General features: G+C 67.7%; 28 protein-coding genes. 14 read left to right on the forward strand and 14 right to left on the reverse strand.

From position 1 onward, the window contains the following. Nucleotides 1–8: 8 nt before the first annotated feature. Nucleotides 9–656 (reverse strand): glycine zipper 2TM domain-containing protein, encoded by a 648-nt coding sequence (locus WS89_RS19220; RefSeq protein WP_059792713.1) that lies wholly within the window; start codon nt 654–656, stop codon nt 9–11. A gap of 491 nt (nt 657–1,147) precedes the next feature. On the opposite strand from WS89_RS19220, the gene WS89_RS19225 reads away from it, so the two are divergent. The 3 genes from WS89_RS19225 to WS89_RS19235 all read left to right on the forward strand — a co-directional run bounded on the left by WS89_RS19225 (nt 1,148) and on the right by WS89_RS19235 (nt 4,176). After that, complete coding sequence (locus WS89_RS19225; RefSeq protein ID WP_059792715.1) at nt 1,148–2,347, forward strand: amidohydrolase family protein; 1,200 nt, start codon at nt 1,148–1,150, stop codon at nt 2,345–2,347. A gap of 72 nt (nt 2,348–2,419) precedes the next feature. After that, complete coding sequence (locus WS89_RS19230) at nt 2,420–3,604, forward strand: amidohydrolase family protein (protein WP_059792717.1); 1,185 nt, start codon at nt 2,420–2,422, stop codon at nt 3,602–3,604. Between the two features lie 98 nt (nt 3,605–3,702). After that, nucleotides 3,703–4,176 carry a nuclear transport factor 2 family protein gene (locus tag WS89_RS19235; protein WP_059792719.1) on the forward strand — a complete coding sequence of 158 codons (474 nt, stop codon included), beginning with the start codon at nt 3,703–3,705 and terminating at the stop codon, nt 4,174–4,176. Nucleotides 4,177–4,211: 35 nt separating this feature from the next. On the opposite strand, the gene WS89_RS19240 is transcribed toward WS89_RS19235, so the two are convergent. Beyond that, on the reverse strand, nt 4,212–5,075 hold the full coding sequence (locus tag WS89_RS19240; RefSeq protein WP_034205875.1) for a LysR family transcriptional regulator: 864 nt from the start codon (nt 5,073–5,075) through the stop codon (nt 4,212–4,214). Between the two features lie 566 nt (nt 5,076–5,641). Here WS89_RS19240 and WS89_RS19245 point away from each other — a divergent pair. Both WS89_RS19245 and WS89_RS19250 read left to right on the forward strand, forming a co-directional pair. Continuing rightward, nucleotides 5,642–6,445, forward strand: coding sequence for an ABC transporter substrate-binding protein (locus tag WS89_RS19245; RefSeq protein ID WP_059792721.1), 804 nt, complete (start codon nt 5,642–5,644; stop codon nt 6,443–6,445). A gap of 32 nt (nt 6,446–6,477) precedes the next feature. Beyond that, a complete protein-coding gene (locus WS89_RS19250; RefSeq protein ID WP_059792723.1) occupies nt 6,478–7,326 on the forward strand; it encodes a phytanoyl-CoA dioxygenase family protein in 849 nt (282 codons plus the stop codon). 78 nt (nt 7,327–7,404) lie between these two features. Here WS89_RS19250 and hutC read toward each other — a convergent pair whose 3' ends face one another. Both hutC and WS89_RS19260 read right to left on the reverse strand, forming a co-directional pair. Beyond that, entirely contained in the window at nt 7,405–8,142 is a 738-nt protein-coding gene (hutC, locus tag WS89_RS19255) for a histidine utilization repressor (RefSeq protein WP_059792724.1), read from the reverse strand. Nucleotides 8,143–8,173: 31 nt separating this feature from the next. Continuing rightward, nucleotides 8,174–8,716 carry a helix-turn-helix domain-containing protein gene (locus tag WS89_RS19260; RefSeq protein WP_059499551.1) on the reverse strand — a complete coding sequence of 181 codons (543 nt, stop codon included), beginning with the start codon at nt 8,714–8,716 and terminating at the stop codon, nt 8,174–8,176. A gap of 132 nt (nt 8,717–8,848) precedes the next feature. Here WS89_RS19260 and WS89_RS19265 point away from each other — a divergent pair, with 132 nt between their 5' ends. Genes WS89_RS19265 through WS89_RS19275 form a run of 3 tightly spaced genes read left to right on the forward strand, consistent with a single transcriptional unit; the run spans nt 8,849 to nt 11,279 of the window. Then, nucleotides 8,849–9,631 (forward strand): aldolase, encoded by a 783-nt coding sequence (locus WS89_RS19265; protein ID WP_059499550.1) that lies wholly within the window; start codon nt 8,849–8,851, stop codon nt 9,629–9,631. 50 nt (nt 9,632–9,681) lie between these two features. After that, nucleotides 9,682–10,578 carry a dihydrodipicolinate synthase family protein gene (locus WS89_RS19270; protein WP_059792726.1) on the forward strand — a complete coding sequence of 299 codons (897 nt, stop codon included), beginning with the start codon at nt 9,682–9,684 and terminating at the stop codon, nt 10,576–10,578. Next, the gene (locus WS89_RS19275; RefSeq protein ID WP_059792728.1) at nt 10,575–11,279 is read left to right on the forward strand and encodes an MOSC domain-containing protein; all 705 of its coding nucleotides are present in this window, start codon (nt 10,575–10,577) and stop codon (nt 11,277–11,279) included. The genes WS89_RS19270 and WS89_RS19275 overlap by 4 nt, the downstream gene beginning before the upstream one ends. A 16-nt stretch (nt 11,280–11,295) precedes the next feature. Here the strand turns inward: WS89_RS19275 and WS89_RS19280 are convergent, their stop codons facing one another. Then, on the reverse strand, nt 11,296–12,057 hold the full coding sequence (locus WS89_RS19280) for an SDR family oxidoreductase (RefSeq protein ID WP_059499547.1): 762 nt from the start codon (nt 12,055–12,057) through the stop codon (nt 11,296–11,298). Between the two features lie 407 nt (nt 12,058–12,464). Here WS89_RS19280 and WS89_RS19285 point away from each other — a divergent pair, with 407 nt between their 5' ends. The 3 genes from WS89_RS19285 (at nt 12,465) to WS89_RS19295 (ending at nt 15,386) form a co-directional block, all read left to right on the forward strand. Continuing rightward, nucleotides 12,465–13,175, forward strand: a complete 711-nt coding sequence (locus WS89_RS19285; protein ID WP_059792731.1) for a YceH family protein — start codon at nt 12,465–12,467, stop codon at nt 13,173–13,175. 252 nt (nt 13,176–13,427) lie between these two features. Then, nucleotides 13,428–14,558, forward strand: coding sequence for a 3-deoxy-7-phosphoheptulonate synthase (locus WS89_RS19290; RefSeq protein WP_059792733.1), 1,131 nt, complete (start codon nt 13,428–13,430; stop codon nt 14,556–14,558). Nucleotides 14,559–14,957: 399 nt separating this feature from the next. Further along, nucleotides 14,958–15,386 carry a PRC-barrel domain-containing protein gene (locus WS89_RS19295; protein ID WP_059499544.1) on the forward strand — a complete coding sequence of 143 codons (429 nt, stop codon included), beginning with the start codon at nt 14,958–14,960 and terminating at the stop codon, nt 15,384–15,386. 56 nt (nt 15,387–15,442) lie between these two features. On the opposite strand, the gene WS89_RS19300 is transcribed toward WS89_RS19295, so the two are convergent. The 9 genes from WS89_RS19300 to WS89_RS19340 form a co-directional block, all read right to left on the reverse strand. Further along, on the reverse strand, nt 15,443–16,195 hold the full coding sequence (locus tag WS89_RS19300) for an SDR family NAD(P)-dependent oxidoreductase (protein WP_059792735.1): 753 nt from the start codon (nt 16,193–16,195) through the stop codon (nt 15,443–15,445). 40 nt (nt 16,196–16,235) lie between these two features. After that, a complete protein-coding gene (locus tag WS89_RS19305; protein ID WP_059792737.1) occupies nt 16,236–16,751 on the reverse strand; it encodes an Ohr family peroxiredoxin in 516 nt (171 codons plus the stop codon). A 25-nt stretch (nt 16,752–16,776) separates the two neighbouring features. Then, nucleotides 16,777–17,532 carry an SDR family oxidoreductase gene (locus WS89_RS19310; RefSeq protein ID WP_059792738.1) on the reverse strand — a complete coding sequence of 252 codons (756 nt, stop codon included), beginning with the start codon at nt 17,530–17,532 and terminating at the stop codon, nt 16,777–16,779. Nucleotides 17,533–17,737: 205 nt separating this feature from the next. Then, nucleotides 17,738–18,742 (reverse strand): LysR family transcriptional regulator, encoded by a 1,005-nt coding sequence (locus WS89_RS19315; RefSeq protein WP_059792741.1) that lies wholly within the window; start codon nt 18,740–18,742, stop codon nt 17,738–17,740. 110 nt (nt 18,743–18,852) lie between these two features. Next, nucleotides 18,853–19,257, reverse strand: coding sequence for a cupin domain-containing protein (locus WS89_RS19320; protein WP_059499539.1), 405 nt, complete (start codon nt 19,255–19,257; stop codon nt 18,853–18,855). A 63-nt stretch (nt 19,258–19,320) separates the two neighbouring features. Beyond that, nucleotides 19,321–19,800, reverse strand: coding sequence for a carboxymuconolactone decarboxylase family protein (locus WS89_RS19325; RefSeq protein ID WP_059499538.1), 480 nt, complete (start codon nt 19,798–19,800; stop codon nt 19,321–19,323). A 185-nt stretch (nt 19,801–19,985) separates the two neighbouring features. Next, nucleotides 19,986–20,873 (reverse strand): RNA polymerase sigma-70 factor, encoded by an 888-nt coding sequence (locus tag WS89_RS19330; RefSeq protein WP_059792744.1) that lies wholly within the window; start codon nt 20,871–20,873, stop codon nt 19,986–19,988. After that, nucleotides 20,870–21,679 carry a diaminopimelate epimerase gene (gene dapF / locus WS89_RS19335; protein WP_059792746.1) on the reverse strand — a complete coding sequence of 270 codons (810 nt, stop codon included), beginning with the start codon at nt 21,677–21,679 and terminating at the stop codon, nt 20,870–20,872. The genes WS89_RS19330 and dapF overlap by 4 nt, the downstream gene beginning before the upstream one ends. Before the next feature lie 275 nt (nt 21,680–21,954). After that, on the reverse strand, nt 21,955–22,686 hold the full coding sequence (locus WS89_RS19340) for a lysozyme inhibitor LprI family protein (RefSeq protein ID WP_059792748.1): 732 nt from the start codon (nt 22,684–22,686) through the stop codon (nt 21,955–21,957). Nucleotides 22,687–23,097: 411 nt separating this feature from the next. On the opposite strand from WS89_RS19340, the gene WS89_RS19345 reads away from it, so the two are divergent. The 3 genes from WS89_RS19345 (at nt 23,098) to trhA (ending at nt 26,224) form a co-directional block, all read left to right on the forward strand. After that, nucleotides 23,098–25,176, forward strand: a complete 2,079-nt coding sequence (locus WS89_RS19345; RefSeq protein ID WP_059792750.1) for a carbon starvation CstA family protein — start codon at nt 23,098–23,100, stop codon at nt 25,174–25,176. A 12-nt stretch (nt 25,177–25,188) separates the two neighbouring features. Then, nucleotides 25,189–25,395, forward strand: a complete 207-nt coding sequence (locus WS89_RS19350) for a YbdD/YjiX family protein (protein ID WP_011881067.1) — start codon at nt 25,189–25,191, stop codon at nt 25,393–25,395. Between the two features lie 208 nt (nt 25,396–25,603). Then, nucleotides 25,604–26,224 carry a PAQR family membrane homeostasis protein TrhA gene (gene trhA, locus WS89_RS19355; RefSeq protein ID WP_059499534.1) on the forward strand — a complete coding sequence of 207 codons (621 nt, stop codon included), beginning with the start codon at nt 25,604–25,606 and terminating at the stop codon, nt 26,222–26,224. Nucleotides 26,225–26,257 lie beyond the last annotated feature (33 nt).

The following is a 26,257-nucleotide window of genomic DNA, read 5'->3' on the forward strand; positions in this document are numbered from 1 at the left end:
CGCTGGTATCAATAGCGCGACAGCTGATTGCCGTTGATCTGCACGCGATCGCCCGGACGCAGGTTGCCCGGCGACTGCACGTCGAACGAGCGCATCGAGCCGTCGCTGACCTGCACGTCGATCCGGTAGCTGCTCGGGCCTTGCGCGGCGCCCATCTGCTGGCCGATCTGGTTGCCCGCCACCGCACCGCCGAGCGCGCCGATCACCGTTGCCGCATCGCGGCCATGACCGCGGCCGAACTGGTTGCCCACCAGGCCGCCGACCAGCGCACCGACGACGGTGCCGGCGACACCCGACGGGCCGACCGAGCCGTTGACCGGCTGGATGTTCGCGACGGTGCCGTATTGCGTGCCGTACGGGTTCGCGTATTGCTGTTGCCGATTGCCATACGAGTCATACGGCTGCGAGCCGTACTGCGACGGGTTGCCGTATTGATCGTACGGTTGCGGCGCCTGGTTCGGATACGCCGGCTGCTGCTGCACGTAGCCCGGTTGCGAATACGCGGGCTGTGCATAGCCGGGCGTCGCGTATTGCTGCTGCGGATAGCCCGGCTGCGCGCCGTAGTAGCCCGGCGCGACGCACGCGGTGAGCGGAAGCGCCGCCACGGCGACGAGCGAGGCGAACAGAACGGTCTTCGTGGAAGGCATGCGCATCATGTGTTTCCTGCATCGGCAACGTGTCCGCCGATGGATTCCCGACACGGGTGGCGAACTCGGCGTGAGTATAAGGAATGGGCGAATGCGCGTCCGGTGCGGCCGGGTAACAACGTGTAAAGTCTGTTGCCGCGTAAATCGCCGATCGGGCGGGGCGTCGAAGCCCCGCCCGGCAACGCGGCGACGCGGCTTCCTCCCGGCGCTCGCGTGCGGATGATTCGGGCGATGCGGGCGATGCGGGCGATGCGGGCGATGCGCGGCCGCCGACCGGGTCGGCCCTTTCCACGTCGATCGTGCCTGCCGTCGCGTCCGGTCCGGCGCGCCTGCGCGCCGCACATCGCGAAATCGAATGCGCGGCATCGCGACATTTAATTGGCCTCGGGCAGCGGCGTCCGATATCGTGGCCGGATTCCTGCCAAAGGTCGCGCCGCGCCGGCCGCGGTTCCTTCCCCTGTCCGCGCCGGCGTCGCGCCGCGACCCCCATATTCCAGGCCATGACCGAACGATTCTTCATCAACGCCGTCGACGCCGGCGGCCAACCCGTCAACCTCGTCGTCCGCGACGGCCGCTTCGCCGCGATCGGCGCCGATTGCGCAGCCGCGCCCGGCGCGCAGACGATCGACCTCGACGGCCGCGTCGTGCTGCCCGGTTTCGTCGACGGCCATATCCATCTCGACAAGAGCTTCGTCGGCGATCGCTGGGTGCCGCACGAACCGGCCGGCTCGCTGCGCGAGCGGCTTGCGGCCGAGAAGCGCCAGCTCGCGGCCGCGCCGCCGATCGTCGAGCGTGCGAACGCGCTGATTGCGCAGGCCGCCGCGTTCGGCACGATCGCGATGCGCAGCCACGTCGACGTCGATGCGACGACGGGCCTGTCGAACCTGCACGCGGTGATGGCCGCGCGCGAACGATGGCGCGGGATCGTCGACATCGAACTGGTCGCGTTTCCGCAGGCCGGCGTGATCGCGTGCCCGGGCACCGCCGAGCTACTCGATGCCGCCGTGCGCGACGGCGCGGACGTGGTCGGCGGGATCGACCCGACGACGCTCGACGGCGATGCGGATGGCCAGCTCGACATCGTGTTCGGCATCGCCGAGAAGCGCGGCGCGAAAATCGACATCCACCTGCACGAGCCGGGGGAAACCGGCATTGCGCAACTGCTGCGGATCGCGGCGCGCACGCGCGCGGCCGGGCTCGGCGGGCGCGTGAACGTGAGCCATGCGTATGCGCTCGGCCAGGTGAGCGATGACGACGTGCGGCGTACGGCTGCGGTGTTGGCCGAAGCCGGCGTATCGATCCTGACGAATGCGCCGGGCGACTGCGCGTTCCCGCCGGTGCAACGGCTGCGCGACGCGAGCGTGCACGTGTTCGCGGGCAACGACAACATCCGCGACGCGTGGTGGCCGTACGGCAACGGCGACATGTTGCAGCGCGCGATGATGGTCGGCTACCGGTCGGGCTTCTACACCGACGAGGCGCTCGGCGTCGCGCTCGACATGGCGACGCACGCCGGCGCGCGCGCCATCGGCAAGGACAACTACGGAATCGCGGTCGGCTGCGACGCGAGCTTCGTCGCGGTGCGCGCGCCGAATGCGGCGGCGGCCGTCGCGGGCGTGCCGGCCGAACGCTGGGTATTCCGCCGCGGCGAAAGCGATACGGGCGCCCCGTTCGCCCCGTCGTTGCGCTTTACGCGCTGACCCACCCGAGCGGCGGCACGGCGCGCGCCGTGCCCGGCTTGCACCGACCGACCCGACCGGACCCGACCCGACATGACGAACCTGCTGATCCGCAATGTCCGCACGAACGCCGACGCCGCGCTCGATATCCTGATCGAAGGCGATCGCATCGCGCGCGTCGGCCCGTCGCTCGATGCGCCCGCCGGCTGCGCGATCGAGGACGGCGCGGGCGCGTTGGCGCTGCCCGGCCTCGTCGAAGGCCATACGCACCTCGACAAGACCCACTGGGGGATGCCGTGGTATCGCAACCAGGTCGGGCCGCGCCTCGTCGACCGCATCGAGAACGAGCGCCACTATCGCGCGACGAGCGGCCATGACGCGGGCGCCGCATCGCTCGCGCTGGCGCGCGCATTCCTCGCGGCCGGCACGACGCGCATCCGTACCCACGTCGACGTCGATACCCAGGCCGGGCTGCGCCACCTGAACGGCGTGCTGGCCACGCGCGAGACGCTGCGCGGGCAGGTCGAGATCCAGATCGTCGCGTTTCCGCAATCGGGTGTCCTCAAGCGGCCGGGCACCGATGCGCTGTTGTCCGACGCGCTCGACGCCGGCGCCGACCTGCTCGGCGGGCTCGATCCGTGTGCGATCGAAGGCGATCCGGTCGAGGCGGTGGACGTGCTGTTCGCGATCGCCGCGCGCCACGGCCGCGGGCTCGACATCCATCTGCACGAGCGCGGGTCGATTGGCGCGTACTCGCTCGAGCTGATCCTGCAGCGCACGGCGGCTCACGGCATGCAGGGAAAGGTCACGATCAGCCATGGTTTCTGCCTGGGCGATATCGCCGAACGCGAGCGCGATGCGCTGCTCGCGCGGATGGCCGAGCTCGGTGTCGCGATCGTCACGACCGCGCCGGCCTCGGTGCCGGTGCCGCCGGTGGCCGCGTGCCGTGCGGCGGGCGTGACCGTGATCGGCGGCAACGACGGCGTGCGCGATACGTGGACGCCGTACGGCTCGCCCGACATGCTCGAGCGCGCGATGCTGATCGGCATGCGCAACGATTTCCGCCGCGACGATGCGCTCGAAGTCGCGCTCGACTGCGTGACGCACGGCGCAGCGCGCGGCTGCGGCTTCGCGGATTACGGGCTGCAGCCGGGCTGCCGCGCGGACGTCGTGCTCGTCGATGCGCTGACCTTCGCCGAGGCCGTCGTCGCGCGGCCGGTGCGGCGTCTCGTCGTGTCGTCCGGGAAGATCGTCGCGCGCAACGGCGCGCTGGTCTGAGGGCAGGTGGCGCGCTCGGGTGCGTCAACGCGTCCGGGCGTGCGTGGTCGGTGTCCTCGGTATGATCGGGCCTTCAACGATTCGACCGGGAGATCGAGATGCGACGCATGGCAGCAGTACGGGCGACACGATGGATCGCGGCGGCGATGTTCGCGGTGACGGCCGCGCATGCCGCGGCAGCCGGCGCGAGCGACGCGCAGCAGGAGGCCAATCGCCGCACGGTGCTGGCGTTCTACGAGAAAGGCTTGAACGAGAAGGATGCGGACGCCGCGCTCGCGTATGTCGGCGATCGCTACGTGCAGCACAACCCGAACGCGGCCGACGGGCGCGACGGTTTTCGCCAGTTCGTCGCGTTTCTGCGCGACAAATATCCGCAGTCGCACAGCGAGATCAAACGCGCGTTCGTCGACGGCGACTACGTGATCCTGCACGTGCACGCGGTGCGCGAACCCGGCACGCGCGGCAGCGCGATCATGGACATCTTCCGGCTCGAGCACGGCAAGATCGTCGAACACTGGGACGTCAACCAGCCGGTGCCCGAGCAGGCGGCGAACGGCAATACGATGTTCTGACGCGGGGCCGTGCGGCCGAATCGGGCGCATTTCGCTTACCGCCCTTCGAGTTCCAGCATCGCCGCGAGCGTCTTCGTCAGCGCGCCGACCATCGGGTCGGCCGTCGGCCGGTGCAGGATCGCGATGTCCATGTGCTCGATCGGCGCGAAGCCCTGCTTCGCGGTCAGCACCACATGCTCGTCCGTCACCACGCGCGCGGGCAGCACGCTGATGCCGAGGCCGTCCGCGACGGCCGCCTGGATCCCGCTCAGGCTCGACGTCGTGAAGCTGATCCGCCAGCGGCGGCCGCGCTCCTCGATCGCCTTGATCATGTCGTCGCGGTACAGCCCGCGCGGCGGGAACACGACGATCGGCACCGGGTCGAGATCGATCGACGGATGCTTCGCACTGTCGATCCAGCGCAGCTTCTCGGGCCAGCGCACGACCGCCTCGCGGCTGTCGCGCCGCTGCTTGATCAATACGAGATCGAGTTCGCCGCGATCGTACGCGGCGCTGATGTCGCGGCTCAGCCCGCACGTCACTTCGAGCTTCACCTGCGGATGCTCGCGCTTGAACGCCGCGAGCGCATGGGTCGTGCGGCCCGCCGCGAAATCGTCGGGTACGCCGAGCCGGATCGTCAGCGCGACCGTCGCGCCCGACAGCGCCTCCAGCATCTCGTCGTTCAGCGCGAGCATGCGCCGCGCATAGCTGAGCACCGTCACGCCCGCGTCGGTCGGCCGCACGTCGCGCGTGCCGCGGTCGAGCAGGCGGTGGCCGGCGATTTCCTCGAGCCGGCGCACCTTCTGGCTGACCGTCGACTGCGTCGAATGCAGGCGCGCGGAAGCCGTCGTGAAACTGCCGCAGTCGGCGACCATCACCAGCGCGCGCAGCAGGTCGATGTCGAACAGGGGTCTATTCATTTTTGTACTTCTGTGGATTCGAGCATTTCGTTTTCAAATGCGTGCGACGACTTTTAACATGGCCGCACATCGCAGGCAATCGCGGTTTCGCCGGACCCGGCGCGGGGTTTCGCGACGCCACGGGCGGCGCAGATCGGGTGGGGGCGGGAGGGGCGAGTTGGTTACGACTGCCTCTGAGGTCGTTTTCGATGCGGTATAGGCTGCCTCGTCGATTCCGCTGAGGTCTCCTCGTTGAGGCTCCGCTCTGATCGCATGTCCAGACATCGGGTGCGCGGTGGATATTCGGACAAGCGCCCGCTATGGGGGACGTGCGACACACAGGGTAAACACCCGCCAATCCCGTAAATCAGCCATAAATAAAGCGTCGCCCGGTCTTTCCGCGTCCGCTTGACCTCGGTCCATCCCGTCTCCGCTTCCTTCCGCTTGCGCTCGGAAATCTAGCGGTCTAGACTGCATCGCAGTTTCATCGAAGTCCCCGTCTTTCGCGCCTCGTACCGGCATGCCGTCGCGGCGCCTTCACTGGACGACGGCTCCGCCCGCCGCGTCGAGACTTTCAAGGACACGCCATGAACCGTACCGCCAAGTTCCTCGTTACCGCGCTGGCGTTCGCGCCGCTCGCATCGTTCGCGCAGGACACGTCGACGATCCGCTGGGGTATCGATCCCACGTATCCGCCGTTCGAGGCGAAGCAGCCCGACGGCTCGCTCGCCGGCTTCGACATCGACTTGCGCAATGCGATCTGCGAGCAACTGCATGCGAAGTGCGTGTGGGTCGAGCAGGGCTTCGACGGGATGATCCCGGCGCTGCGCGCGCGCAAGTTCGACGTGATCATGTCCGCGATGACGGCCACCGACGAGCGGCTCAAGCAGATCGACTTCTCGAACAAGCTGTATGCGTCGCCGGGCGCGCTCGTCGCGCCGGTCGGCTCGAAGCTGCTGCCGACCGCCGCGTCGCTCGCCGGCAAGCGCGTCGGGATCGACCAGGGCACGACGCAGGAGGCATACGCGAAGGCCGAATGGGCGACCAAGGGCGTGACGATCGTCTCGTACCAGAATCAGGACCAGGTGTATCAGGATCTCGTCAACGGCCGCCTCGACGCGACCTTCCAGGACAAGACGCAGGCCGGCTACTCGTTCCTGAAGACGCCGCGCGGCAAGGGCTACGCGTTCGCGGGCCCGGACGTGACCGACGTGCGGATCACCGGCTACGGCGTCGCGATGGGCATACGCAAGGGCGACGCCGACATGAAGAAGCGGCTGAACGACGCGATCGCCGCGATTCGTGCGAACGGCACGTACCAGAAGATCGCCGCGAAATACTTCGACTTCGACATCTACGGCGCGAAGCAGCAACTGACTTCGGCGCCGTGACCCCCGTGACCCATTCGATCGACAGGTACACCATGACGAATATCCAGGAGCGCGTCGCGCAAGCCGTGACGCCCGAACTGATCGCCGCGTTCCGCGACGAAGGCGCGGTTTGCATCAAGGGCATCTTTTCGCCCGACGAAGTGGCCGCGTTGCGGGCCGGCATCGACGCGAACCTCGCGCAGCCGAGCGAACGCGCGAAAGTCGCGAGCCGGCCCGACGATCCGGGCTGGTTCTTCGAGGATTTCTGCAACTGGCAGCACAACGACGCGTATCGCGACTTCATCGTGCGCTCGCCGGCGCCGTCGGTTGCCGGCGCGCTGATGGGCACGGACAACGTGCGGCTGCATCACGACCATCTGCTCGTGAAGGAGCCCGGCACGCGGCAGCGCACGCCGTGGCACCAGGACCAGCCGTACTACAACATCGAAGGCGACGACAACGTCAGCATGTGGATTCCGGTCGATCCGGTGCCGCTCGAATCGACGCTGGAATTTGTCGCCGGCTCGCATCGCGGGCCGTGGCTGATGCCGCGCACGTTCATGGACAAGGAGGCGAAGTGGTTCCCGGAAGGCAGCCTCGCCGATCTGCCCGACATCGAAGCCGACCGTGCGGCCTTCCCGATCCGCCGCTGGGCGCTCGAACCCGGCGATATGGTGTGCTTCCGGATGCTGACGCTGCATGCGTCGGGCGGCACGCGGAACCGCCGGCGCGCGTTCTCGATCCGCTTCGTCGGCGACGATGTCCGTCACGCGCCGCGCCGCTGGAAAACGTCGCCCGATTTTCCCGGGCTCGCGGAACAGCTGGCCGACGGCGCGCCGCTCGATCACCCGCTGTTTCCGGTCGTGTGGTCGCGCGACGCGGGGCAGGTTGGTGCGATCTGACCCGACGTAGTGAATGAACACGGCGGCCGTTTCATCATGAAACGGCCGCCGTGCGTGTCGGGAGCGTGCGACGAAGGATCAGGTCGGGTGGCGCCCCGCGCCCGGCTTGAAGCGCGAGCCGAGCCGGTAGCGGTTGCCCGGATGCAGGAAGTGCACGAACGTGACGGGCAGCCCGTCCGTCCATGTGCGGCGCGTGAGCGTGAGGCACGGTTCGTCGGCGCGCATGTCGAGCAGCCGCGCCTGTTCGCCGGTGGGCAGCGACGCGTCGACGACGTGCTCGATTTCCAGTTCGTAGTGCGACACGTTGTTGTACAGGTACTCGGATGGCGGCTCGACCCGGAAATCCTGATCGATGAAGCCGGGCGCGGCAGCCGGGTTCACGTAGCGATCCTCGAGCTGGATCGGGCGGCCGTTTTCCTCGTGCACGCACACCACGTGAAAGACCGGCGTATTGACCGGCAGGCCGAACGCGGCCGCGACGTCGAACGACGCGGGCTCGCGCGCCTGGCTGAGCACGCGGCAACGGTATTCGTGCCCGCGCGCACGGATCTCGTCGCGGATATGCGCGATCATCAGCAGGTTCGACTGCGGCTTCGCCTCGGCGACGAACGTGCCGACCCCCGCGATGCGCTTCAGCACGCCTTCCTCGGTCAGCTCGCGCAGTGCGCGGTTGACCGTCATGCGCGCGACGCCGAACTGCGCGGCGAGATCGAGTTCGGACGGAATGCGGTCGCCGGGGCGCCAGTCGCCGGACTCGACGTTCTGGCGAACGAGCGTCTTGATCTGCTGGAACGGTGCGGTGGCCCTGGTGACCATCGGAAGATCCTTGCGCGAAGAAGTGACGAGGCTAGTCGTCGTGGCTGACGATGACCAGAATCTCCGCCTGCGCGGTGCCGAGGCTGCGCGTGCGGTGGGGAATGAGTGCGTTGAAATAGACTGAATCGCCGGTCCTGAGTTGCACCGTCTCGTTCGGGAATTCGATTTCGACCCGCCCCTTGTGCACGAACAGGAATTCCTCGCCTTCGTGCTCGCGGAACGTCGACGCGACGAATTCGTGCGGCGGATGCACGACGAACGGCAGCATCTTCTTCGGCGCGACGCCGGCCGCGATGCTCTCGAAACGGTGCGCGTGGCTGTCGGTCGCCCCGCCCATCGCGGTGCGCTCGCCGGCGCGCGTGACCGTGATCAACTCGCGGTTGCCGCTTTCCGAGAACAGTTGCTCGACGTCGACGTTCAGCGCCTTCGACAGCTTCAGCGCGACCGCGATCGACGGCACGCTCAGGCCGCGCTCGACCTTCGACAGGTAGCTCTTGGTGAGGCCGGTCTCGTCGGCCAGCACGTCGAGCGTCCAGCCTTTCTGTTTTCTGAGCAGCTTCAGGCGAATCGTCATGGGGCGGCAGGTGTCCTTCGAAAAACCGATTGTAACGCATGACACAAAGTGTCATTCGGTGTATTGTGTGTCATGCGCTCGGGGAAACGGCCGCGGACGGCGCGGCAGACCCGGTGCATTCAGGAGGCGAACATGGCGGAAACGCTGAATTTGACGAAGGAAGCGCTGGTCGCGCTGGCGGAGCGGCGCCTTGAAAACGAAGCGGGCGACAGCGGCTGGTCCGCGCGGCAAAAGCTCGCGCTGACGTGCCGGATCCTGTTCGACGCCGGCCACGACTCGGGCCTGGCCGGGCAGATCACCTGCCGCGCGGATGCGGCCGGCACCTACTACACGCAGCGGCTCGGGCTCGGCTTCGACGAGATCTCGGCCGCGAACCTGCTGCGCGTCAACGAGGATCTCGACGTCGTCGATGGCGAAGGCATTCCGAACCCGGCTAACCGGTTCCATACGTGGATCTATCGCGAGCGCCCGGACGTGAACTGCATCATCCACACGCATCCGGCGCATGTCGCGGCGCTGTCGATGCTCGAGCAGCCGCTCGTGGTGTCGCACATGGACACCTGCCCGCTGTACGACGATTGCGCGTTCCTGAAGGACTGGCCGGGCGTGCCGGTCGGCAACGAGGAAGGCGAGATCATCTCGAAGGCGCTCGGCAGCAAGCGCGCGATCCTGCTGTCGCATCACGGCCAGCTCGTGGTCGGCAAGACGATCGAGGAGGCGTGCATTCTCGCGCTGCTGATCGAGCGCGCCGCGAAGCTGCAACTGCTCGCGATGTCGGCCGGCGAGATCAAGCCGGTGCCGCCGGCGCTCGCGCGCGAAGCGCACGACTGGATCTCGAAGCCGAAGCGCGATGCGGTGACGTTCGACTACTACGCGCGCCGCGCGTTGCGTACGCATCGGGACTGCGTCGCATAAGCGGGCGTACCGTTCCGGTCCTGTCAGACAATCATTGAGGAATACGAATCGTGTCAATTCTGCTGAAGGGCATCATTGCCTACCCGGTTACGCCGTTCTCCGCCGATGGCGGCGTCGACCTGAGCGCGCTCGATGCGCTGATCGAGCGCCTGATCGCCGATGGTGTTCACGCGATCGCGCCGCTGGGTAGTACCGGCGAAAGCGCCTACCTGTCCGACGCCGAATGGGAGGCCGTCGCCACCGCGTCGATCCGCGCGGTGCGCCGGCGCGTGCCGACCGTCGTCGGAATTTCCGATCTCACCACGGCTGGCGCGGTGCGCCGCGCCCGCTTCGCCGAGCAGGCCGGCGCCGATGCGGTGATGGTGTTGCCCGTGTCGTACTGGAAGCTCGGCAACGACGAGATCGTCGCGCACTACCGCGCGATCGGCGAAGCGATCGGCATCCCGATCATGCTGTACAACAACCCGGCGACGAGCGGCGTCGACATGTCGCCGGACTTGATCACGACGATCTGCCGCACCGTCGACAACGTGACGATGGTCAAGGAAAGCACTGGCGACATCGGCCGGATGCACCGGCTCGCGCAATTGAGCGACGGGACGATCCCGTTCTACAACGGCAGCAATCCGATGGCGCTCGCCGCGCTGGCCGCGGGCGCGGCCGGATGGTGCACGGCCGCGCCGAACCTGAATGCCGCGTTGCCGCTCGCGTTGTTCGATGCGATGCGCGCCGGCGATCTCGAGCGCGCCCGATCGGTTTTTCACGCGCAGTTGCCGTTGCTGCAGTTCATCGTCAACGACGGATTGCCGGTGACCGTGAAGGCCGGCTTGAGGCTGCGCGGCTTCGACGCCGGCGAACCGAGACGGCCGCTGCTACCGCTCGGCGAAGCACGCACGCGCGAACTCGAGCGACTGCTCGCGGCGCTGCCGGACGGTGTGGCCGCATGAGCGACGACGCCCGGCCGGCGATCGCGGCCGCCATTGGCGCGGTGCGGATCGGCGCGAGCCGTCCGCTCGCCGGCACGCCGCACGCAAGCGCGATCGACAAGCAGCCGGTGGATGCGCGCCTGTGGCTGGGCGCGCTCGGCTTCGCCGGCGACGCGCAGGCCGATGCGCGGCATCACGGCGGCCCCGACAAGGCCGTTCATCACTATGCGCACGATCACTATGCGTGGTGGGCCGGGCAGATCGGCGCGCGCGACGTGCTCGCCCGTCCGGGCGCGTTCGGCGAGAACCTGTCGACGCGCGGCATCACCGAGCACGACGTGTGTCTCGGCGACGTGTTCACACTCGGCGGCGCGGTACTCCAGGTCTCGCAGTCGTGGCAGCCGTGCTGGAAGCTCAACGTGCGTTTCGACCATCCGCGGATGGCGGCGCTCGTGCAGCAAAGCGGCCGGACGGGCTGGTACTACCGCGTGTTGCAGGAGGGCTGGGTGGCGGCGGGCGATGCGCTCGCGCTGCACGAGCGCCGTTACCCGCAATGGCCGCTGTCGACGGTGCTCGACGTGCTGTATCGACGCACGCTCGACATGGCCGCGCTCGATGCGCTGTGCGACGTGCCGTTGCTGCCGCCCGGCTGGCGCAGCATGCTGGAAAAGCGCCGGACGGCGCGGCAGGTCGAAGACTGGACGAAGCGGCTCGAAGGATGACGCGCCGCGTCCGATGCTACTTCGTCGGCAGGTTGCGCACGTCGGCCGTCGGCTCGTTGCCGAATGCGTCGCTCAGCGTATAGCCGATCAGTTGTCGGGCGGTTGCCTCGGGCGTGGCGAGCGCGCCGCTCGACTTCAGCTCGTCGAATTTGTCGCGCATCGGGAAATTGTCTTTGCCGGTCGCGCGGATCGTGGCCTGCATGCCCGTGTCGACGACGCCCGGCGCGACGCTGCAGATGCGCAGCGCGCCGTTCGCGTCGAGCGCGACGGCGCGCGCATGGTGATCGAGCGCCGCCTTGGTCGCGCAGTAGACGCTCCAGCCCGCATACGCGTTGCGGGCAGCACCGCTCGACAGGTGCACGATCCGGCATTCGGTCGCGGCAGACGCGGCCTGTGCGAGCGCGGCCGACAGCATCAGCGGCGCGGCGACGTTCAGGCCGACCGCGCGGGCGACGATCGCCGGGTCCTGCGCGGCGAGCGGGCCGATCGGATCGACGATGCCGGCGTTGTTGAACAGCAGCACGAGCGACGCGCCGTCGACGAAGCGGCGCAGGGTGTCGCCGGCCAGCCAGGTCGCGATGGTCTTCGAGTCCGACAGGTCGAGTTCGACCTCGGCGAAGCGCTCGCCGGCCTGCGACGCGAGCGACGGATGACGGCTGCGCGACACGCCGAGCACGGCGATGCCTTCCTGCAGCAGTTGTTCGGCGAGCGCCGCGCCGACGCCGCGCGTATGTCCGGTGACGATGGCGCGCACGGGTGCGGAAGAAGATGCAGTCATGGTGGTGAACCGGTGAGGGAGTGAACGGGTTTGGCGCGCGGCGCGCGGCACGGCGGCAGCGCATTCAACGCGGGTAATGCGTGATATCGACGCGTGAAGGCGATCGCGCGCGGCGCCGCTGATATCGGGATGAACATCTATCGTAGCGCCGGCATGCGCGTCGCGCAAACGCCCGGGCGTGCGCGAAGGATGAATCTGCGGTGCTGTGCACATGCATCGCCGCGTTGCGTCGCCCGCTATCGGGCGCGCCGCTACGTCGGACGAAAGCCCGCTGCGGCACGTGCGCGCGCCGGTGCGGCGAGTGGCGTCGGGCCGTGCGTCGCGAGCTATCATATGGCTCGCCCGTGCGCGATGCCGGACGGGCAGCGACTGTTTCCCTTCACCTGCTGCACGCTGCGACGCCACTCATGAACACCACGCCGGATACGCCCACGCCCCGCGCACTTCGCGAACTCACGCCTCTCGAGGCCCGCATTCTCGGCGTGCTCGTCGAGAAACAGCACACCGTGCCGGATACCTACCCGCTGTCGCTGAACGCGCTGACCGCGGGCTGCAACCAGAAAACCGCGCGCTTGCCGGTGATGAACGTCAGCGAGGACGAAGTCACGACCGCGCTCGACGGGCTGAAGCACTTGAGCCTCGTGATGGAGGGCAGCAGCAGCCGCGTGCCGCGTTTCGAGCACAACATGAACCGCGTGCTCGGCATCCCGAGCCAGGCGATCGCGCTGTTGACGATCCTGTTGCTGCGCGGCCCGCAGACGGCCGCCGAGTTGCGCCTGAACAGCGCGCGCCTGCACGGCTTCGCGGATATCTCGTCGGTCGAGGCGTTCCTCGACGAGCTCGCGGCGCGCGCGCAACCCCTCGTCGTCCGGCTGCCGCGTGCACCGGGCGCACGCGAGAACCGCTGGATGCACCTGATGTGCGGCGCGGTGAACGTGGCCGATTTCGCGAGCGCGGATGCCGGCGGCACGGATGCGGTGCCGCCTTCCGAATTCGAAGCGCTGAAGGCCGAACAGAAACGCCTCGCGGACGAAGTGGCGCGGCTGAATGCGCTGGTGCAGCGGATGGCCGGCGAACTGGGGATCGACGTCGGCGCGCAGGGCGACGCGGCGGGCTGATCGCGTTCCGATGCAGTGATGGCGGGGCTCGCGCACCGCCGCGTTACTTCAGCTTGATGCCGTCGGCGGCCGTCTCGGGCGCGGAGCCGAGGTCCGCGTTGACGCGCCACCCCTGTTCCGTGCGAACTGCTCCGACAGGTCGTGGACGATGCCATGCGGCCCGTCTTCGGTCGGCGTGTCGGCTGCCGCCTCTCCCGGGTGCCATAATCGAGCCTGCCCATCATTCCAGATAGACGTCCCCGGAGAATCGCCATGCAGAACCTCGACAATCCTTCCCACGATCGCGAGGTAGGCAGCGCCGACGCGACGCAGGACACCACGCGCATCGACGACGTCCGCATCGGTGCCGTGCGTCCGCTGATTTCCCCGGCGCTGTTGCTCGACGAACTGCCGGTGCCGGCCGCCACGCAGACGCTCGTCGAGGATACGCGCCGCGCGATCGGCGATATCCTGCACGGTCGCGACGACCGGCTGCTGCTCGTCGTCGGCCCGTGCTCGATCCACGATCACGACCAGGCGCTCGATTACGCGCGCCGCCTGAAGGCCGCCGCCGACGCGCTGAAGGACGACCTGCTGATCACGATGCGCGTCTACTTCGAGAAGCCGCGCACGACGGTCGGCTGGAAGGGATACATCAACGATCCGCGTCTCGACGGCAGCTTCCGCATCAACGAAGGGCTGCGCGCCGCGCGGCAACTCCTGCTCGACATCAACGCGCTCGGCCTGCCGGCGTCGACCGAATTCCTCGATCTGCTGAGCCCGCAGTACATCGCCGACCTGATCGCGTGGGGCGCGATCGGCGCGCGCACGACCGAGAGCCAGAGCCATCGCCAGCTCGCGTCGGGGCTGAGCTGCCCGATCGGCTTCAAGAACGGCACCGACGGCGGCGTGCAGGTCGCGTCGGACGCGATCGTCGCCGCAGCAGCGAGCCATGCGTTCATGGGGATGACGAAGATGGGGATGGCGGCGATCTTCGAGACGCGCGGCAACGACGATGCGCACGTGATCCTGCGCGGCGGCAAGAACGGGCCGAACTACGATGCGGCGCACGTCGAAGCGAGCTGCGCGGTGCTGCGCAAGGCCGGCTTGCGCGAGCAGGTGATGGTCGACTGCTCGCATGCGAACTCGAACAAGTCGCACGAGCGGCAGATCGAGGTGGCGCAGGATCTCGCGCGGCAACTGTCGCAGGGCGAGCACCGGATCGTCGGCGTGATGGTGGAGAGCCATCTCGAGGCCGGCCGCCAGGATCTGAAGCCGGGCGTGCCGTTGCAGTACGGCGTGTCGATCACCGATGCGTGCCTGAGTTGGACGCAGACGGAGCCGGTGCTCGACGTGCTGGCGGAGGCGGTGCGGCATCGCAGGGTGTATTCGCGCAATGCGTGACGCAGCGGGGCGGCGCGGCCGCCGCCGCGTCGTTCGCTGCGCCGCGACGACCGGGTGCGCGTCAGTGACGTTGTCCTGATCGACGGGCCGCGGCGTCATTTTTTCGCGCCGCGCGCCCGGCTGTTCTGCGTGGTCTTTGATCCCGATCCGGTTCGCCCTACCCGCCGCATCGCACTCCGAACGCACGATCCGTCGATTGCCGCTACCATGAACGACGTGTTGCACGCTGCGGTCCGGCCATGCCGGTCCGCCACGCACACACGCCGTGGCGGCGCGGCCGGCCGCCACGCGACCGACGAAGCGCGGGGCGGCCATCCGCAGGGTGCTCACCGGTCAACCGTTGCACCCGTGTCGCTTCGTTCCCGGAATCCACAACAACCGAACCGGAGTGCAACGCATATGAAGTTCTACAAGACCCTCCTCGCAGCAACCGTCCTCGCCTCGAGCGTCGGCGCGCACGCGCAGATCGCGGGCGCGCAGCCGATCAGCGTGACCGTCGAGCAATCGCAGGCGCTGCTCGAAGGCTGGAGCGTGAAGAAGAGCGTGCTCGGCAAGACCGTGTACAACGACGAGAACCAGAAGGTCGGCAAGGTCCGCGACCTGATCGTCGCGCCGGACGGCTCGGTGTCGGCCGCGATCGTGTCGGCCGGCGGCTTCCTCGGCGTGGCCGCGCACGACGTCGCGGTGCCGATCGCGTCGCTCGACGTGCGCAACGGCAACATCTATCTGCCCGGTGCGACCAAAGATGCGCTGAAGGCCACGCCGGCATTCCAGTACGCGAAGGTGCCGTCGCCGCCGAAGCCGAAGAAGCTCGACGAAAAGCACTGATTGGCCATCTCGCGCGGCACGCGTCGTACGTCGCGTGCCGCGCGTCCTCGCGACGGTCAGGTTGCGTCGAGTCCGCCGTCGACCGTGATCACCTGCCCCGTCATCCATGCCGCCTGTGGCGACGCAAGCGACACGATCCAGTTTGCGACGTCCGCGGGCTCGCCGCGCCGGCCAAGCGGAATGCGCGTGCGCTCCTGCGCCTTGATCGCTTCGATCTCGGGTGCCGACAGCTTCATCCGTTCCGACAGGAAGTCCGTTTCCGTCGGGCCTGCCGCGACGGCGTTCACGCGTACGCCCGCCGATGCGAGCTCGAGCGCCCAGCAGCGCGTCAGATGCTCGAGCGCGGCCTTGCTCGCTGCATAGTGCGACAACAGCGCCGCGGCCTTGTGTCCGAACGTGCTCGACACGTTGACGATGCTGCCGCGGGCTGCTTTCAGGTGCGGCAACGCGGCGGTCGCGAGCATCGACGGTCCGAGCGTATTGACCGAAAAAATCGCGCTGATCGCTTCGAAGGTAGCCCGCTCGAGCGGCAGGATTGCACCCGCGCCCGCATTGTTGACCAGCACATCGAGCCGCCCCGCCAGTGCGACTGCTTCGTCGATCGTGCGCGCGGCGTCGGCCGGATCGCCGGCATCCGCGACCACGTAGTCGATGCCTGGCGCGCTGCGCGCGGCTGCGGACAGCGCATCTTCGCGGCGGCCCGTGATGACGACGCGCGCGCCTTCGCGTGCGAACGCGACGGCCGCTGCTAGCCCGATGCCGGCACCGCCGCCGGTAATGAGGATCACCTTGTTGTCGAATGACTGCATGACTTTCTCGTGAAGACGATGGGTTGAATGTGCGTGCCGTTTAGCGTTCGGGCGCATCGTCCACCGGCGCGAGCGCCACGACGTGGCTGATTCCCTCGTGCGCCATCTTCGTGTACGGACAGAAACGCTCCGTATTGCGGACGAGTTCTTCCGCCACCGCGCGTTCGACGCCCGGCAACTGCACGCGAATGGTCGCGTTCAGCATGAACAGCCCGTCCATCGGATCGCGACAGAAGTCGATCGATGCGGATACCGATGCGCCGGCGATCGACACGCCCGCCCGTGCAGCCAGCAGGCTCAGCGCGCCGTGAAAGCACGCCGCATAGCTGGCGGCGAACAACTGCTCCGGGTTCGGGCCGTCGCCGGGCCCGCCCAGCGCGGACGGCAGGCGCAGCTCGATGTCCAGGCGTCCGTCGTCGGAACGGGCGACGCCCGATGCGCGGCCGTGCTCGGCCGCCCCGCCCGTGACGGTCACCGTCGTCGAGTACAGCGTCTGCGGTTCCCGTCCGCGATACCGGTCGAGCAGCGACAGCGGCGGCGGGCGCAGCGGCGTCATGGCGTGCGTGATCCGGCTGCGGCGTTCAGCGCACGAGCGCGTTCTGCCGGAACCACGCGTCGAAGGTCGTCGCGCCGAGGCGTGCACCGGGCGCCGGCACGAGGGTGTCGTCCTGCAGCAGCGCGCCGAAGTAGTCGGCCTCCGCATCGCGCGTCACCGTCCGCGCGTCGTGCGTGGCCGCCAGGAAACGCTCGACCAGATCCGCGATCCGCACGCGCTCGGGGCCGCCGATCTCGGCGATGCCGTTGCGCGGCGCGTCGAGCGCGAAGTCGGTCACGGCGGCCGCGACGTCGTCCGATGCGATCGGCTGGAAGTGCGCGGTGGTCAACCGGACCGTGTCGCTTTGCGTGCCAGCCTGCGCGATCGCCCCGACGAATTCGAAGAACTGCGTCGAGCGCACGATCGTGTACGGCACGCCTGCGTCGCGGATCAGGTTTTCCTGAATGATCTTGCCGCGGAAATACGCGCTCTGCTGCAGCCGGTCGGTGCCGACCACCGACAGCGCGACGTGATGGCGTACGCCGGCCGCGCGCTCCGCGGCGAACAGGTTGCGCCCCGACGCCTCGAAGAAGGCCTTCACGGCCGCTTCCTCGAACGACGGCGAATTCGCGAGATCGACGACGACTTCCGCGCCGGCGAGCGCGTCGTCCAGCCCCGTGCCCGTGATCGTATCGACGCCGGTCGACGGCGCGGCCGCCACCGCGTCGTGGCCGCGTGCGATGAGGTTCCTGACGACCTTGCTGCCGATGAGGCCGGTACCGCCAATCACGACGATTTTCACGATTGCTCTCCTTGAACGGGCGCGCGACATGCGCGCCGCTTGAACCTGCCGAAACCGGCGCCCGTCGCGCTAGCGCGATCGGGCCGGTGTCTTGCCGAACGGCGCAGCGCGGTACTCGCGTGCGTGTCGAACAGCCCGCATCGTAGGCATGCGCCGCGTGATCCGGTAGAGGCCTGCAAGCCCTCACCGTGTTGCTGCGAATGCATCAATCGACCGTCTCCAGCGGCGCCATCGTCGTCATCGTGGCCGGGCACTGCAGGTCGCGCGCACGCGTTTGCTCGATCATGTAGTCGATGAACACGCGGATGCGCGTGGGCAGGTGCTTGCGGCTCAGGTAGCAGAGGTAGTGGCCGCCGTCGTCCGGCGCATGCTGGCCGAGACAGCTCACCAGCCGGCCGTCGGCGAGCAGGTCGCACACCTGGTACGCAGGCAGTTGCGCGATGCCGAGCCCGTCGAGCGCCGCGCGCACGACGAGATCGATGTCGTTGAACGTGTGATGCGCGGCGATCTGGCGCTGTTGCGTCAGTCCGTCGATCCTGAATTCCCATTCCGTCACGCGGCCCGACGCAGTGCACAGGTTGATGCAGCGATGCCGAGCGAGATCGTCGACGTGGCGCGGCAAGCCGTGCCGGTGCGCGTAAGCCGGCGACGCACAGACGATCATCTGCATCGGAATCAGCCGGCGCGCGACGATCGCGCTGTCCTCCATGCGGCCGTCGCGAAACGCGACGTCGATGCGGTCGGCCGAGAAATCGGCCGGCCGGTCGTTCAACAGCAGGTCGAGCGTGATGTCCGGATACCGCGCATGGAAATCGCGCAGCAGCGGCGCGACGACTTTGCGGCCGAAACCCGGCGTCGAGCCGATGCGCAGGTGCCCGCTCGGCGGCCCGCTGCGCAGCTCGCGCATGTCCTCGAGCGCCTGCGCCAGATGCTCGATGCCGGGCCGGCAGTTTTCGTAGAAGAGCTCGCCTTCGCGCGTCAGCGACACGCTGCGGGTCGTGCGCTGGAACAGGCGTGCGTCGAGCCGGTCCTCGAGCCGTTGCACGTGGCGGCTGACGGACGAGCGGCCGACGCCGAGGCGATCGGCGGCGCGCGCGAAGCTTCCTTCGGTGACGACGGCCAGAAAGGTGACCACGCCGGCATAGCAGGTCGAGAAACTGCGCGCGAACGGATCGTCGGCATCGGGGCGGCGAATGGAGGTGTCGGGCATGGAGGCGCTGGAATCGTGGTGTCCGTATGCGACTAGACGTTTCAGCGTTGCCGCCTGTGACACCGCCCGCCGCATTTTTTCGAAAAGGGTGCGGGCGACGTGCGAGCCGGCTATTTTTCCGGCACGAGCACGGGTGCGCCCTTGTCCTTCAACAGCAGCACGATGAACTTCGCGGGCCGGGTCCGGCTCGCGTTGCGTCCGACCGTGTGCAAGTCGTTCCGGCCCTCGTAGAAGGTCTCGCCCGGCTTCAGCGTGACGGGCTCGCCGCCCTTCACCTGCATCACGATCGAACCCTCGACCACATAGACGAACGCGTCGGCGTGGTGGCGGTGGACGGGATCGACCGCGCCGGGCGGATATTCGACCGAGATCATCAGCGCTTCCTTGCCCGGGTACGCGTCGAGCGGCTTCGTCATCAGCGGCGTGACGATGGCCGAGGGCGCCGCGCGAACGGCGCCGGTCGCGGCGCCCGCGACGACGAGCGCGGACGCGATCACGTGTTTCATGCGAATCATGGTGGTGGCTTCCGGTGGGCCGCCGGCCGACGGCCGGCAGCGAAGGAGGGCGGCGGGAGGCCGTTAAGCGAGATTCGCCTTGTCGAGGCCGAACGCCTTGTCGGACGACCCCGGCACGGTCCGGAACGCGACGTTCGCGCGGTTCCAGCCGTTGATCGCCATCACTTCGAACGTCAGGTCCGACAATTCCTTTTCGGAGAGCTGGCCGCGCACACGATCGTAGAGATCGTCCGGCACGCCGTGCTCGGGCAGTTTCGTCAGTACTTCGGTCCATGCGAGCGCGGCCCGCTCGCGCGGCGAGAAGAGCGTCGATTCGCGCCACGTCGCCAGATGGTGCAGGCGCAGCTCGCGCTCGCCGTGGATGCGCGCTTCCTTCACGTGCATGTCGACGCAGAACGCGCAGCCGTTGATCTGGGATGCGCGGAGCGACACGAGATCCCGGATCGATTCCTCGATCGCGCTGTTGCGCAGCTGGTTGCTGAGTTCGAGGAATGTCCTGAACAGCTCGGGCGACTGTTGAATGTAGTTGATACGCTGCGTCATGATTTCTCCTGGCGACGAAGAGGCTGGCCCGCGCTGCGCGGGTGTCGTGGGCGGCAGGGCGCCGCGCGAAATCATCTTAGGAGTGTGCGCCGGTGCGCGGTAGCCACGCACGGGGACGCATCGTGTTGCGCGCGCTGCACCAATCCGCGCTCGACCGCGGCCGCGGCCGGCGCGCGATGCACGCGTCAGCCGGCGGCGGAGGCAGCGGCGATGCGGGCGAGCTTGTCGGGGTTGCGTTGCACGAGAATCCGGCCGATGCGCGTACCGTCGGTCTCGAACGACATCGCCGCTTCGAGTCGTCCGTCGATGAAGCGCAGCAGCGCCCACTGGCCGTTGAGCACGACCGGCCGCATCTCGACACCGCTGCCGCAGCGCAACCACGTCGCATAGAACAGTTGAGCGATTCGCCGGCCGCCGACCATCGGTTTCGGGAAGCTCTGGACGTGACCGCCGCCGTCGCCGATCAGCATCGCATCTTCGGCGAGCAGCGCCTGGATCGACGGGAAGTCGCCTTGCGCGAGCGCCTGCGTGAACGTCTGCAGCAGCCGGCGATGCGTTTCGTGCGGCACCGCATGCCGCGGCAGGGTATCGTCGCGCAGCCGCGCCCGGGCCCGGCTGACGAGCTGCCGGCACGCGGCTTCGGTCTTGCCGATCGCCTCGGCGATCCGGTCGTAGTCGAACTCGAAGATTTCATGCAGCAGGAACGCCGCGCGCGCTTCCGGCGTCAGCCGTTCGAGCAACAGCAGGTACGCCACCGACACGTCGTTCGCGCGCTCCGTCATTTCCTCGGGCGTCGCGGGCGATTCGCCGAGTTCCGGTTCGGGCAGCCAGATACCCGTGTAGTGCTCGCGCCGAAGCTTCGCCGCGCGCAGGCGATCGATCGACGTCCGCGTCGTGACCGCGACGAGCCATGCCTCGGTGTTCTCGATGCTGTCGCGCGCCGCGTCGTGCCAGCGCAGCCATACGTCCTGCACGATGTCCTCGGCGTCCGCGACGGAACCGAGCATCCGGTACGCGATCTTCTGCAGGCGCGGGCGCAGCGCGTGGAAAGTTCGTGCGTCGTCGGGCGTCACAGCCACACTCCGTCGAACCCGAACGTCACGGGCCCGCTCAGGAACGCGCTGCCTGCGCCGTCCCATCGAACCGTGACGTCGCCGCCGTCGCACGTCACCCGCACGGTGTCGTCGAGCAGCCCGCGCCGGATCCCGTTGACCACCGCGCCGCACGAACACGAGCCGGAGCCGAGCGGCACGCCGCCGCCGCGTTCCCAGATGCGTAGACGGATATGCGTGCGGCTGACGATCTGCACGAAATGGACGTTGGTCTTCAGCGGAAACAGCGGATGGGCTTCGATCGGCGGGCCGAGCGCTTCGATGTCGAGCGCGGCGACGTCGTCGACGAAGAACGTGCAGTGCGGATTGCCCATGCTGCATGCGGCCGGCGCACCGGGCAGCGGCAGCGCGAGCGTGTCGACGGCTTCCGAGAGCGGCACGTCCTGCCAGCCGAGCCGGGGCGCGCCCATTTCGACCGCGATCGGCCCGTCCGCCTCCTGCGCACAGTGCAGGCGCCCGCGATTCGTGCGCAACACGACCGAGGCCGCGCCGGTTTCCCGCATCAGCTTCCATGCGACGCCGCGCGTCGCGCTGCCGCAGGTATCGAGCGCCGAGCCGTCGGGGTTCCAGAACGCGACGCGCGCGGCTGCGTCGTCGCCATCCGAGATCACCGCGAGCTGGTTGAAACCGATGCCGCGACGCCGATCACCCATGCGCCGCACGAGGTCGCGATCGATGCGCTGCGCGGGATCGTGTTCCCGGCCGCGCAGGTCGACGATGACGAAGTCATCGCCATTCGCGTTCATCTTCTGAAATCCGATCGGCATGGCGGTTCCGGGATGGAGGCAGGTGAACACTGTACGGGGTGCGCGGGCCGCGATCAATGCCGTTCGGGCACGGCGCGGCGCCGGAAGATTCGATGCGCCCGACGTCCGGCGGGCTGCCCGATTGGCGGTCACGTCGTTGCATCGACGACCCGGTTTGACACGCGCTCGGTTCCGCGACGCGGGATACATTCGATTCGCGCTGGCGGCCGGCACATCCGATGCCCGCCGTTTTGCCTCATGCCGCGTGCGGAAGCCTTGGCGTGACGATGAATTGGCTACTTGTCGTCGCCTTCTAGAATATCGAGCCGATCTTCAGTCGCCAGCCAGCGGCAACGTTCGGGCTCGCCATCATCGCGACACTCCTCCTCCTTGTGGTTGACCCAGACCCGCTCCGAGAGGCGCAAACCGCGAGCCTGAGCCTCATCGCTGTTTTTTGCATAGCGGGAAAGAATGCGGCGGTAGGTATCGTTGAGCGCCCGATCGGCCCGTTGATAGAGCCAGTCGTGGGGACGTGCGGGATCGAATGACGGGAAATTGCCGAACGGGAAAGCTTCTTCCGGATTGTTGGAATACCAGCCGTTGGCTACGCCGACGATCATTTTGACCGATCGCTGCGAACGTGGAACCGCAAATTCGGAATTCCACGTCAAGACCATCCAGTTATGGTCGCCGTGTGTATCCAGAACGCGCACGTTGACCGTCTTGACAGGGTTCCCGTTTTCCCGGATGTGCACTGCGGCACACGGCCCCACCCGGTGCTGTTCGTCACCGTCGAACCGCGCAATGCAAGTACCCGGCGGGGGAAGCGACGTTCCGGTAACCTGACCGAAGTTGTCCTTGCTGGCGTCAGTATCCGTGACCTTCACAAGCAGCGACACGCGCGGTGAATTTTCGTCCACATGGGCTGCTTCGACATCAAGATGCAGCGTGCCCTCCGCCAGCGCGTTCGTAGAGAAAAGAGCACAGAAACCGGCGAGCGTCGTAACGGCAAGTCGAGTGAAGTGCATGACCGATGATCGAAGGTTGAAAAAAGTGCGGCACCAAGCGCCACGATCTTAAGTCGCGTGAGCGGAACTTTCAAAGTATCGTGCGCCCGGCACCGGTCCTTGCGCGTGCGCCGCCCTCGCGGGATTCGCCGAGACGGACTGATCGTTTCGACGAAAACATGAACGTTTGTGAACGTCGCTGGCAACGCGCGCGTCCGTGCAAACCGACGCTTCTGAATGTTTCGCGCGCATCTACGTAATTCTACGTAGATCCTCATACGTAGTTATCCGCTTGTAAGGGGCCCCCGTCGCGCGGAATACTACGGCCCATCGCCGCGGTCTCTGCGAGGCCGCGGCACGACGCATCGACGTCACGCGGGTTCGGCCCCTCGCCGCATCCACTCAAAAACACATTGGAGACCAGGAGACGCCATGAATCGGGCTTCCAGTACCCTGCTCTGGATCGCGGTCGCGCTGCTCGGCGCGTTCGCATTCGGCACGATCGCGCTTGCACACGGCGAGCGCGTCAGTGCCCTCTGGATCGTGATCGCCGCAGTCTGCGTGTATCTGATCGCGTATCGCTTCTACAGCCGTTTCATCGCCAGCAAGGTCATGCAGCTCGACGGGCTGCGGATGACGCCGGCGGTCAAGTACAACGACGGCCTCGACTACGTGCCGACCAACAAGTACGTGCTGTTCGGCCATCACTTCGCCGCGATCGCCGGCGCCGGGCCGCTGGTCGGCCCCGTGCTCGCCGCGCAGATGGGCTACACGCCCGGCATGCTGTGGATCCTGGCCGGCGTCGTGTTCGCCGGCGCGGTGCAGGACTTCATCGTGCTGTTCATCTCGACGCGCCGCGACGGCCGTTCGCTCGGCGACCTCGTCAAGATGGAGCTCGGCACGGTGCCCGGCGTGATCGCGCTGTTCGGCGCGTTCCTGATCATGGTGATCATCCTCGCGGTGCTCGCGCTGATCGTCGTGAAGGCGCTGACCAATTCGCCGTGGGGCACGTTCACCGTCGCCGCGACGATTCCGATCGCGCTGTTCATGGGCGTCTATACGCGCTACATCCGCCCCGGCCGCATCGGCGAAGTATCGATCATCGGCTTCGTGCTGCTGATGGCGTCGATTGCGTTCGGCCAGACCGTGCACGATTCGCCGGCGCTCGCCGCGTGGTTCACGTTCAGCGGCACGCAGCTCACGTGGATCCTGATCGGCTACGGCTTCGTCGCGTCGGTGCTGCCGGTGTGGCTGCTGCTCGCGCCGCGCGACTATCTGTCGACGTTCCTGAAGATCGGTACGATCCTCGGCCTCGCGATCGGCATCCTCGTCGTCGCACCGGAACTGAAGATGCCCGCGCTGACGAAGTTCGTCGACGGCACGGGCCCGGTGTGGTCGGGCAATCTGTTCCCGTTCCTGTTCATCACGATCGCGTGCGGCGCGGTATCGGGCTTCCACGCGCTGATCTCGTCGGGCACGACGCCGAAGCTGATCGACAACGAAACCAACGCGCGCTTCATCGGCTACGGCGCGATGCTGATGGAATCGTTCGTCGCGATCATGGCGCTGGTGGCCGCGTGCGTGATCGAGCCGGGCATCTACTTCGCGATGAACGCACCGGCCGCCGTGCTCGGCTCGACGCCGGAAGCCGTCGCGAACACCGTCACGCAATGGGGCTTCGTGCTGACGCCCGACATGCTCACGCAGACCGCGAAGGCCGTCGGCGAAACGACGATCATCGCGCGCGCGGGCGGCGCACCGACGCTGGCCGTCGGCATGGCGCACATCCTGCACCAGGTGATCGGCGGCGAAGCGATGATGGCGTTCTGGTATCACTTCGCGATCCTGTTCGAGGCGCTGTTCATCCTGACGGCGGTCGACGCCGGCACGCGCGCGGGCCGCTTCATGCTGCAGGATCTGCTCGGCACGTTCCACCCGGCGCTCAAGCGCACCGAGTCGCTGCCGGCGAACCTCGTCGCCACCGCGCTGTGCGTGGCCGCGTGGGGCTACTTCCTGTATCAGGGCGTGGTCGATCCGCTCGGCGGCATCAACACGCTGTGGCCGCTGTTCGGCATCTCGAACCAGATGCTCGCCGCGATCGCGCTGGTGCTCGGCACCGTCGTGCTGTTCAAGATGAAGCGCGAGCGCTATGCGTGGGTGACGATCGTGCCGACCGTGTGGCTGCTGATCTGCACGCTGACGGCCGGCTGGCAGAAGATTTTCGACGCGAACCCGAAGGTCAGCTTCCTCGCGCACGCCGCGAAGCTGCAGGCCGCGGTGGACGAAGGCAAGGTGCTCGCGCCGGCGAAGTCGATCGCGCAGATGAAGCGCATCATCTTCAACGACTACATCGATGCGGCGCTGGCCGGGCTGTTCATCTTCGTCGTGCTCAGCATCGCGGTGTACGGGCTGATCGCCGTGCTGCGCGCGCGCCGCGAAGCGAAGCCGACCGTGCGCGAGACGCCGTACGAAGCGATGCCGGCCGCGCAGGCGCTCGGCAGCGGACGTTGACGGGAGGCCGCGATGTTCACCGATCTCGGCAGCGACCTGCGCAGTGCGGGGCGTTACCTCGGGCAGGCGTTGCGGCTGATGGTCGGCCTGCCCGACTACGATACCTACGTCGCGCACATGCGCGACACCCACCCGGACCGCGAGCCGATGACGTACGAGGAATTCTTCCGCGAGCGTCAGAATGCGCGGTACGGGTCGGGAGCAGGGAAGTGTTGCTGAACCGGGCCGTTGCAATGCACTGACGAATCGGTTCGGTATCGAAACGGAAAGCGCCGCGATGGCTATCGCGGCGCTTTTTCTTTGGCGGGCCGGCGGCGCGCATCGCACGGCGCCCGCGCGCCGTTTGCCCGGCCGCAGCGCGGCGGCATCCAGCCGCCAGTATCATGAGGGCTCTTTCTTTTCCCGATGGACCGCAGGAGAACACGTCGTGCATGTCGGTGAGCGTTTCAACAGCATTTCCCATCTCGTCGGCGCGGTGCTGTCGGTGGCAGGTCTCGTCGCGCTCGTGACGATGGGCGCGCTCGAAGGCGATCCGTACAAGGTGGTGAGCTTCAGCGTGTACGGCGCGATGCTGATCCTGCTCTACGCGATCTCGACGGCGTATCACAGCGTGCGCAACCCGCGCCTGAAGGCGATCCTGCAGAAATGCGATCATTCGGCGATCTACCTGCTGATCGCCGGCAGCTACACGCCGTTTACGCTGGTCACGCTGCGCGGCCCGTGGGGCTGGTCGCTGTTCGGCGTGAGCTGGGGGCTCGCCGTGTTCGGCATCGTGCAGGAACTCACGCTCGGGCGCCGCACGCGCCTGCTGTCGATGATCCTGTACGTGCTGATGGGCTGGCTCGCGCTCGTCGCCGTGCGGCCGCTGATCCATGCGCTGCCCCCGATCGGCACCGCATGGCTCGTGGCCGGCGGCGTGATCTACAGCGCGGGGATCTACTTCTTCATCAACGACGAACGCATTCGCCACGGGCACGGCATCTGGCATCTGTTCGTGCTGGCCGGCAGCCTGTGTCAGTTCGTCAGTGTCGCAATGTATGTCGCGTGAGCGGCGCGCCGTGCCGCATGGGCGAGCGCTTCG

It is taken from the genome of Burkholderia sp. MSMB1072, assembly GCF_001524725.1.
Lineage (GTDB): Bacteria > Pseudomonadota > Gammaproteobacteria > Burkholderiales > Burkholderiaceae > Burkholderia.

Coding starts and splice junctions, on each gene's coding strand:
- WS89_RS19280 (WP_059499547.1), bottom strand. CDS start 12,057: ATGACTGCATCTTCTTCCGCACCCGTGCGCGCCATCGTCACCGGACAT.
- WS89_RS19250 (WP_059792723.1), top strand. CDS start 6,478: ATGACGAATATCCAGGAGCGCGTCGCGCAAGCCGTGACGCCCGAACTG.
- WS89_RS19315 (WP_059792741.1), bottom strand. CDS start 18,742: ATGCCCGACACCTCCATTCGCCGCCCCGATGCCGACGATCCGTTCGCG.
- dapF (WP_059792746.1), bottom strand. CDS start 21,679: ATGCCGATCGGATTTCAGAAGATGAACGCGAATGGCGATGACTTCGTC.
- WS89_RS19300 (WP_059792735.1), bottom strand. CDS start 16,195: ATGCAGTCATTCGACAACAAGGTGATCCTCATTACCGGCGGCGGTGCC.
- WS89_RS19305 (WP_059792737.1), bottom strand. CDS start 16,751: ATGACGCCGCTGCGCCCGCCGCCGCTGTCGCTGCTCGACCGGTATCGC.
- WS89_RS19245 (WP_059792721.1), top strand. CDS start 5,642: ATGAACCGTACCGCCAAGTTCCTCGTTACCGCGCTGGCGTTCGCGCCG.
- WS89_RS19230 (WP_059792717.1), top strand. CDS start 2,420: ATGACGAACCTGCTGATCCGCAATGTCCGCACGAACGCCGACGCCGCG.
- WS89_RS19320 (WP_059499539.1), bottom strand. CDS start 19,257: ATGATTCGCATGAAACACGTGATCGCGTCCGCGCTCGTCGTCGCGGGC.
- WS89_RS19295 (WP_059499544.1), top strand. CDS start 14,958: ATGAAGTTCTACAAGACCCTCCTCGCAGCAACCGTCCTCGCCTCGAGC.
- WS89_RS19290 (WP_059792733.1), top strand. CDS start 13,428: ATGCAGAACCTCGACAATCCTTCCCACGATCGCGAGGTAGGCAGCGCC.
- WS89_RS19285 (WP_059792731.1), top strand. CDS start 12,465: ATGAACACCACGCCGGATACGCCCACGCCCCGCGCACTTCGCGAACTC.
- WS89_RS19325 (WP_059499538.1), bottom strand. CDS start 19,800: ATGACGCAGCGTATCAACTACATTCAACAGTCGCCCGAGCTGTTCAGG.
- WS89_RS19350 (WP_011881067.1), top strand. CDS start 25,189: ATGTTCACCGATCTCGGCAGCGACCTGCGCAGTGCGGGGCGTTACCTC.
- WS89_RS19235 (WP_059792719.1), top strand. CDS start 3,703: ATGCGACGCATGGCAGCAGTACGGGCGACACGATGGATCGCGGCGGCG.
- WS89_RS19345 (WP_059792750.1), top strand. CDS start 23,098: ATGAATCGGGCTTCCAGTACCCTGCTCTGGATCGCGGTCGCGCTGCTC.
- WS89_RS19240 (WP_034205875.1), bottom strand. CDS start 5,075: ATGAATAGACCCCTGTTCGACATCGACCTGCTGCGCGCGCTGGTGATG.
- hutC (WP_059792724.1), bottom strand. CDS start 8,142: ATGGTCACCAGGGCCACCGCACCGTTCCAGCAGATCAAGACGCTCGTT.
- WS89_RS19265 (WP_059499550.1), top strand. CDS start 8,849: ATGGCGGAAACGCTGAATTTGACGAAGGAAGCGCTGGTCGCGCTGGCG.
- WS89_RS19340 (WP_059792748.1), bottom strand. CDS start 22,686: ATGCACTTCACTCGACTTGCCGTTACGACGCTCGCCGGTTTCTGTGCT.
- WS89_RS19275 (WP_059792728.1), top strand. CDS start 10,575: ATGAGCGACGACGCCCGGCCGGCGATCGCGGCCGCCATTGGCGCGGTG.
- WS89_RS19260 (WP_059499551.1), bottom strand. CDS start 8,716: ATGACGATTCGCCTGAAGCTGCTCAGAAAACAGAAAGGCTGGACGCTC.
- WS89_RS19225 (WP_059792715.1), top strand. CDS start 1,148: ATGACCGAACGATTCTTCATCAACGCCGTCGACGCCGGCGGCCAACCC.
- WS89_RS19220 (WP_059792713.1), bottom strand. CDS start 656: ATGATGCGCATGCCTTCCACGAAGACCGTTCTGTTCGCCTCGCTCGTC.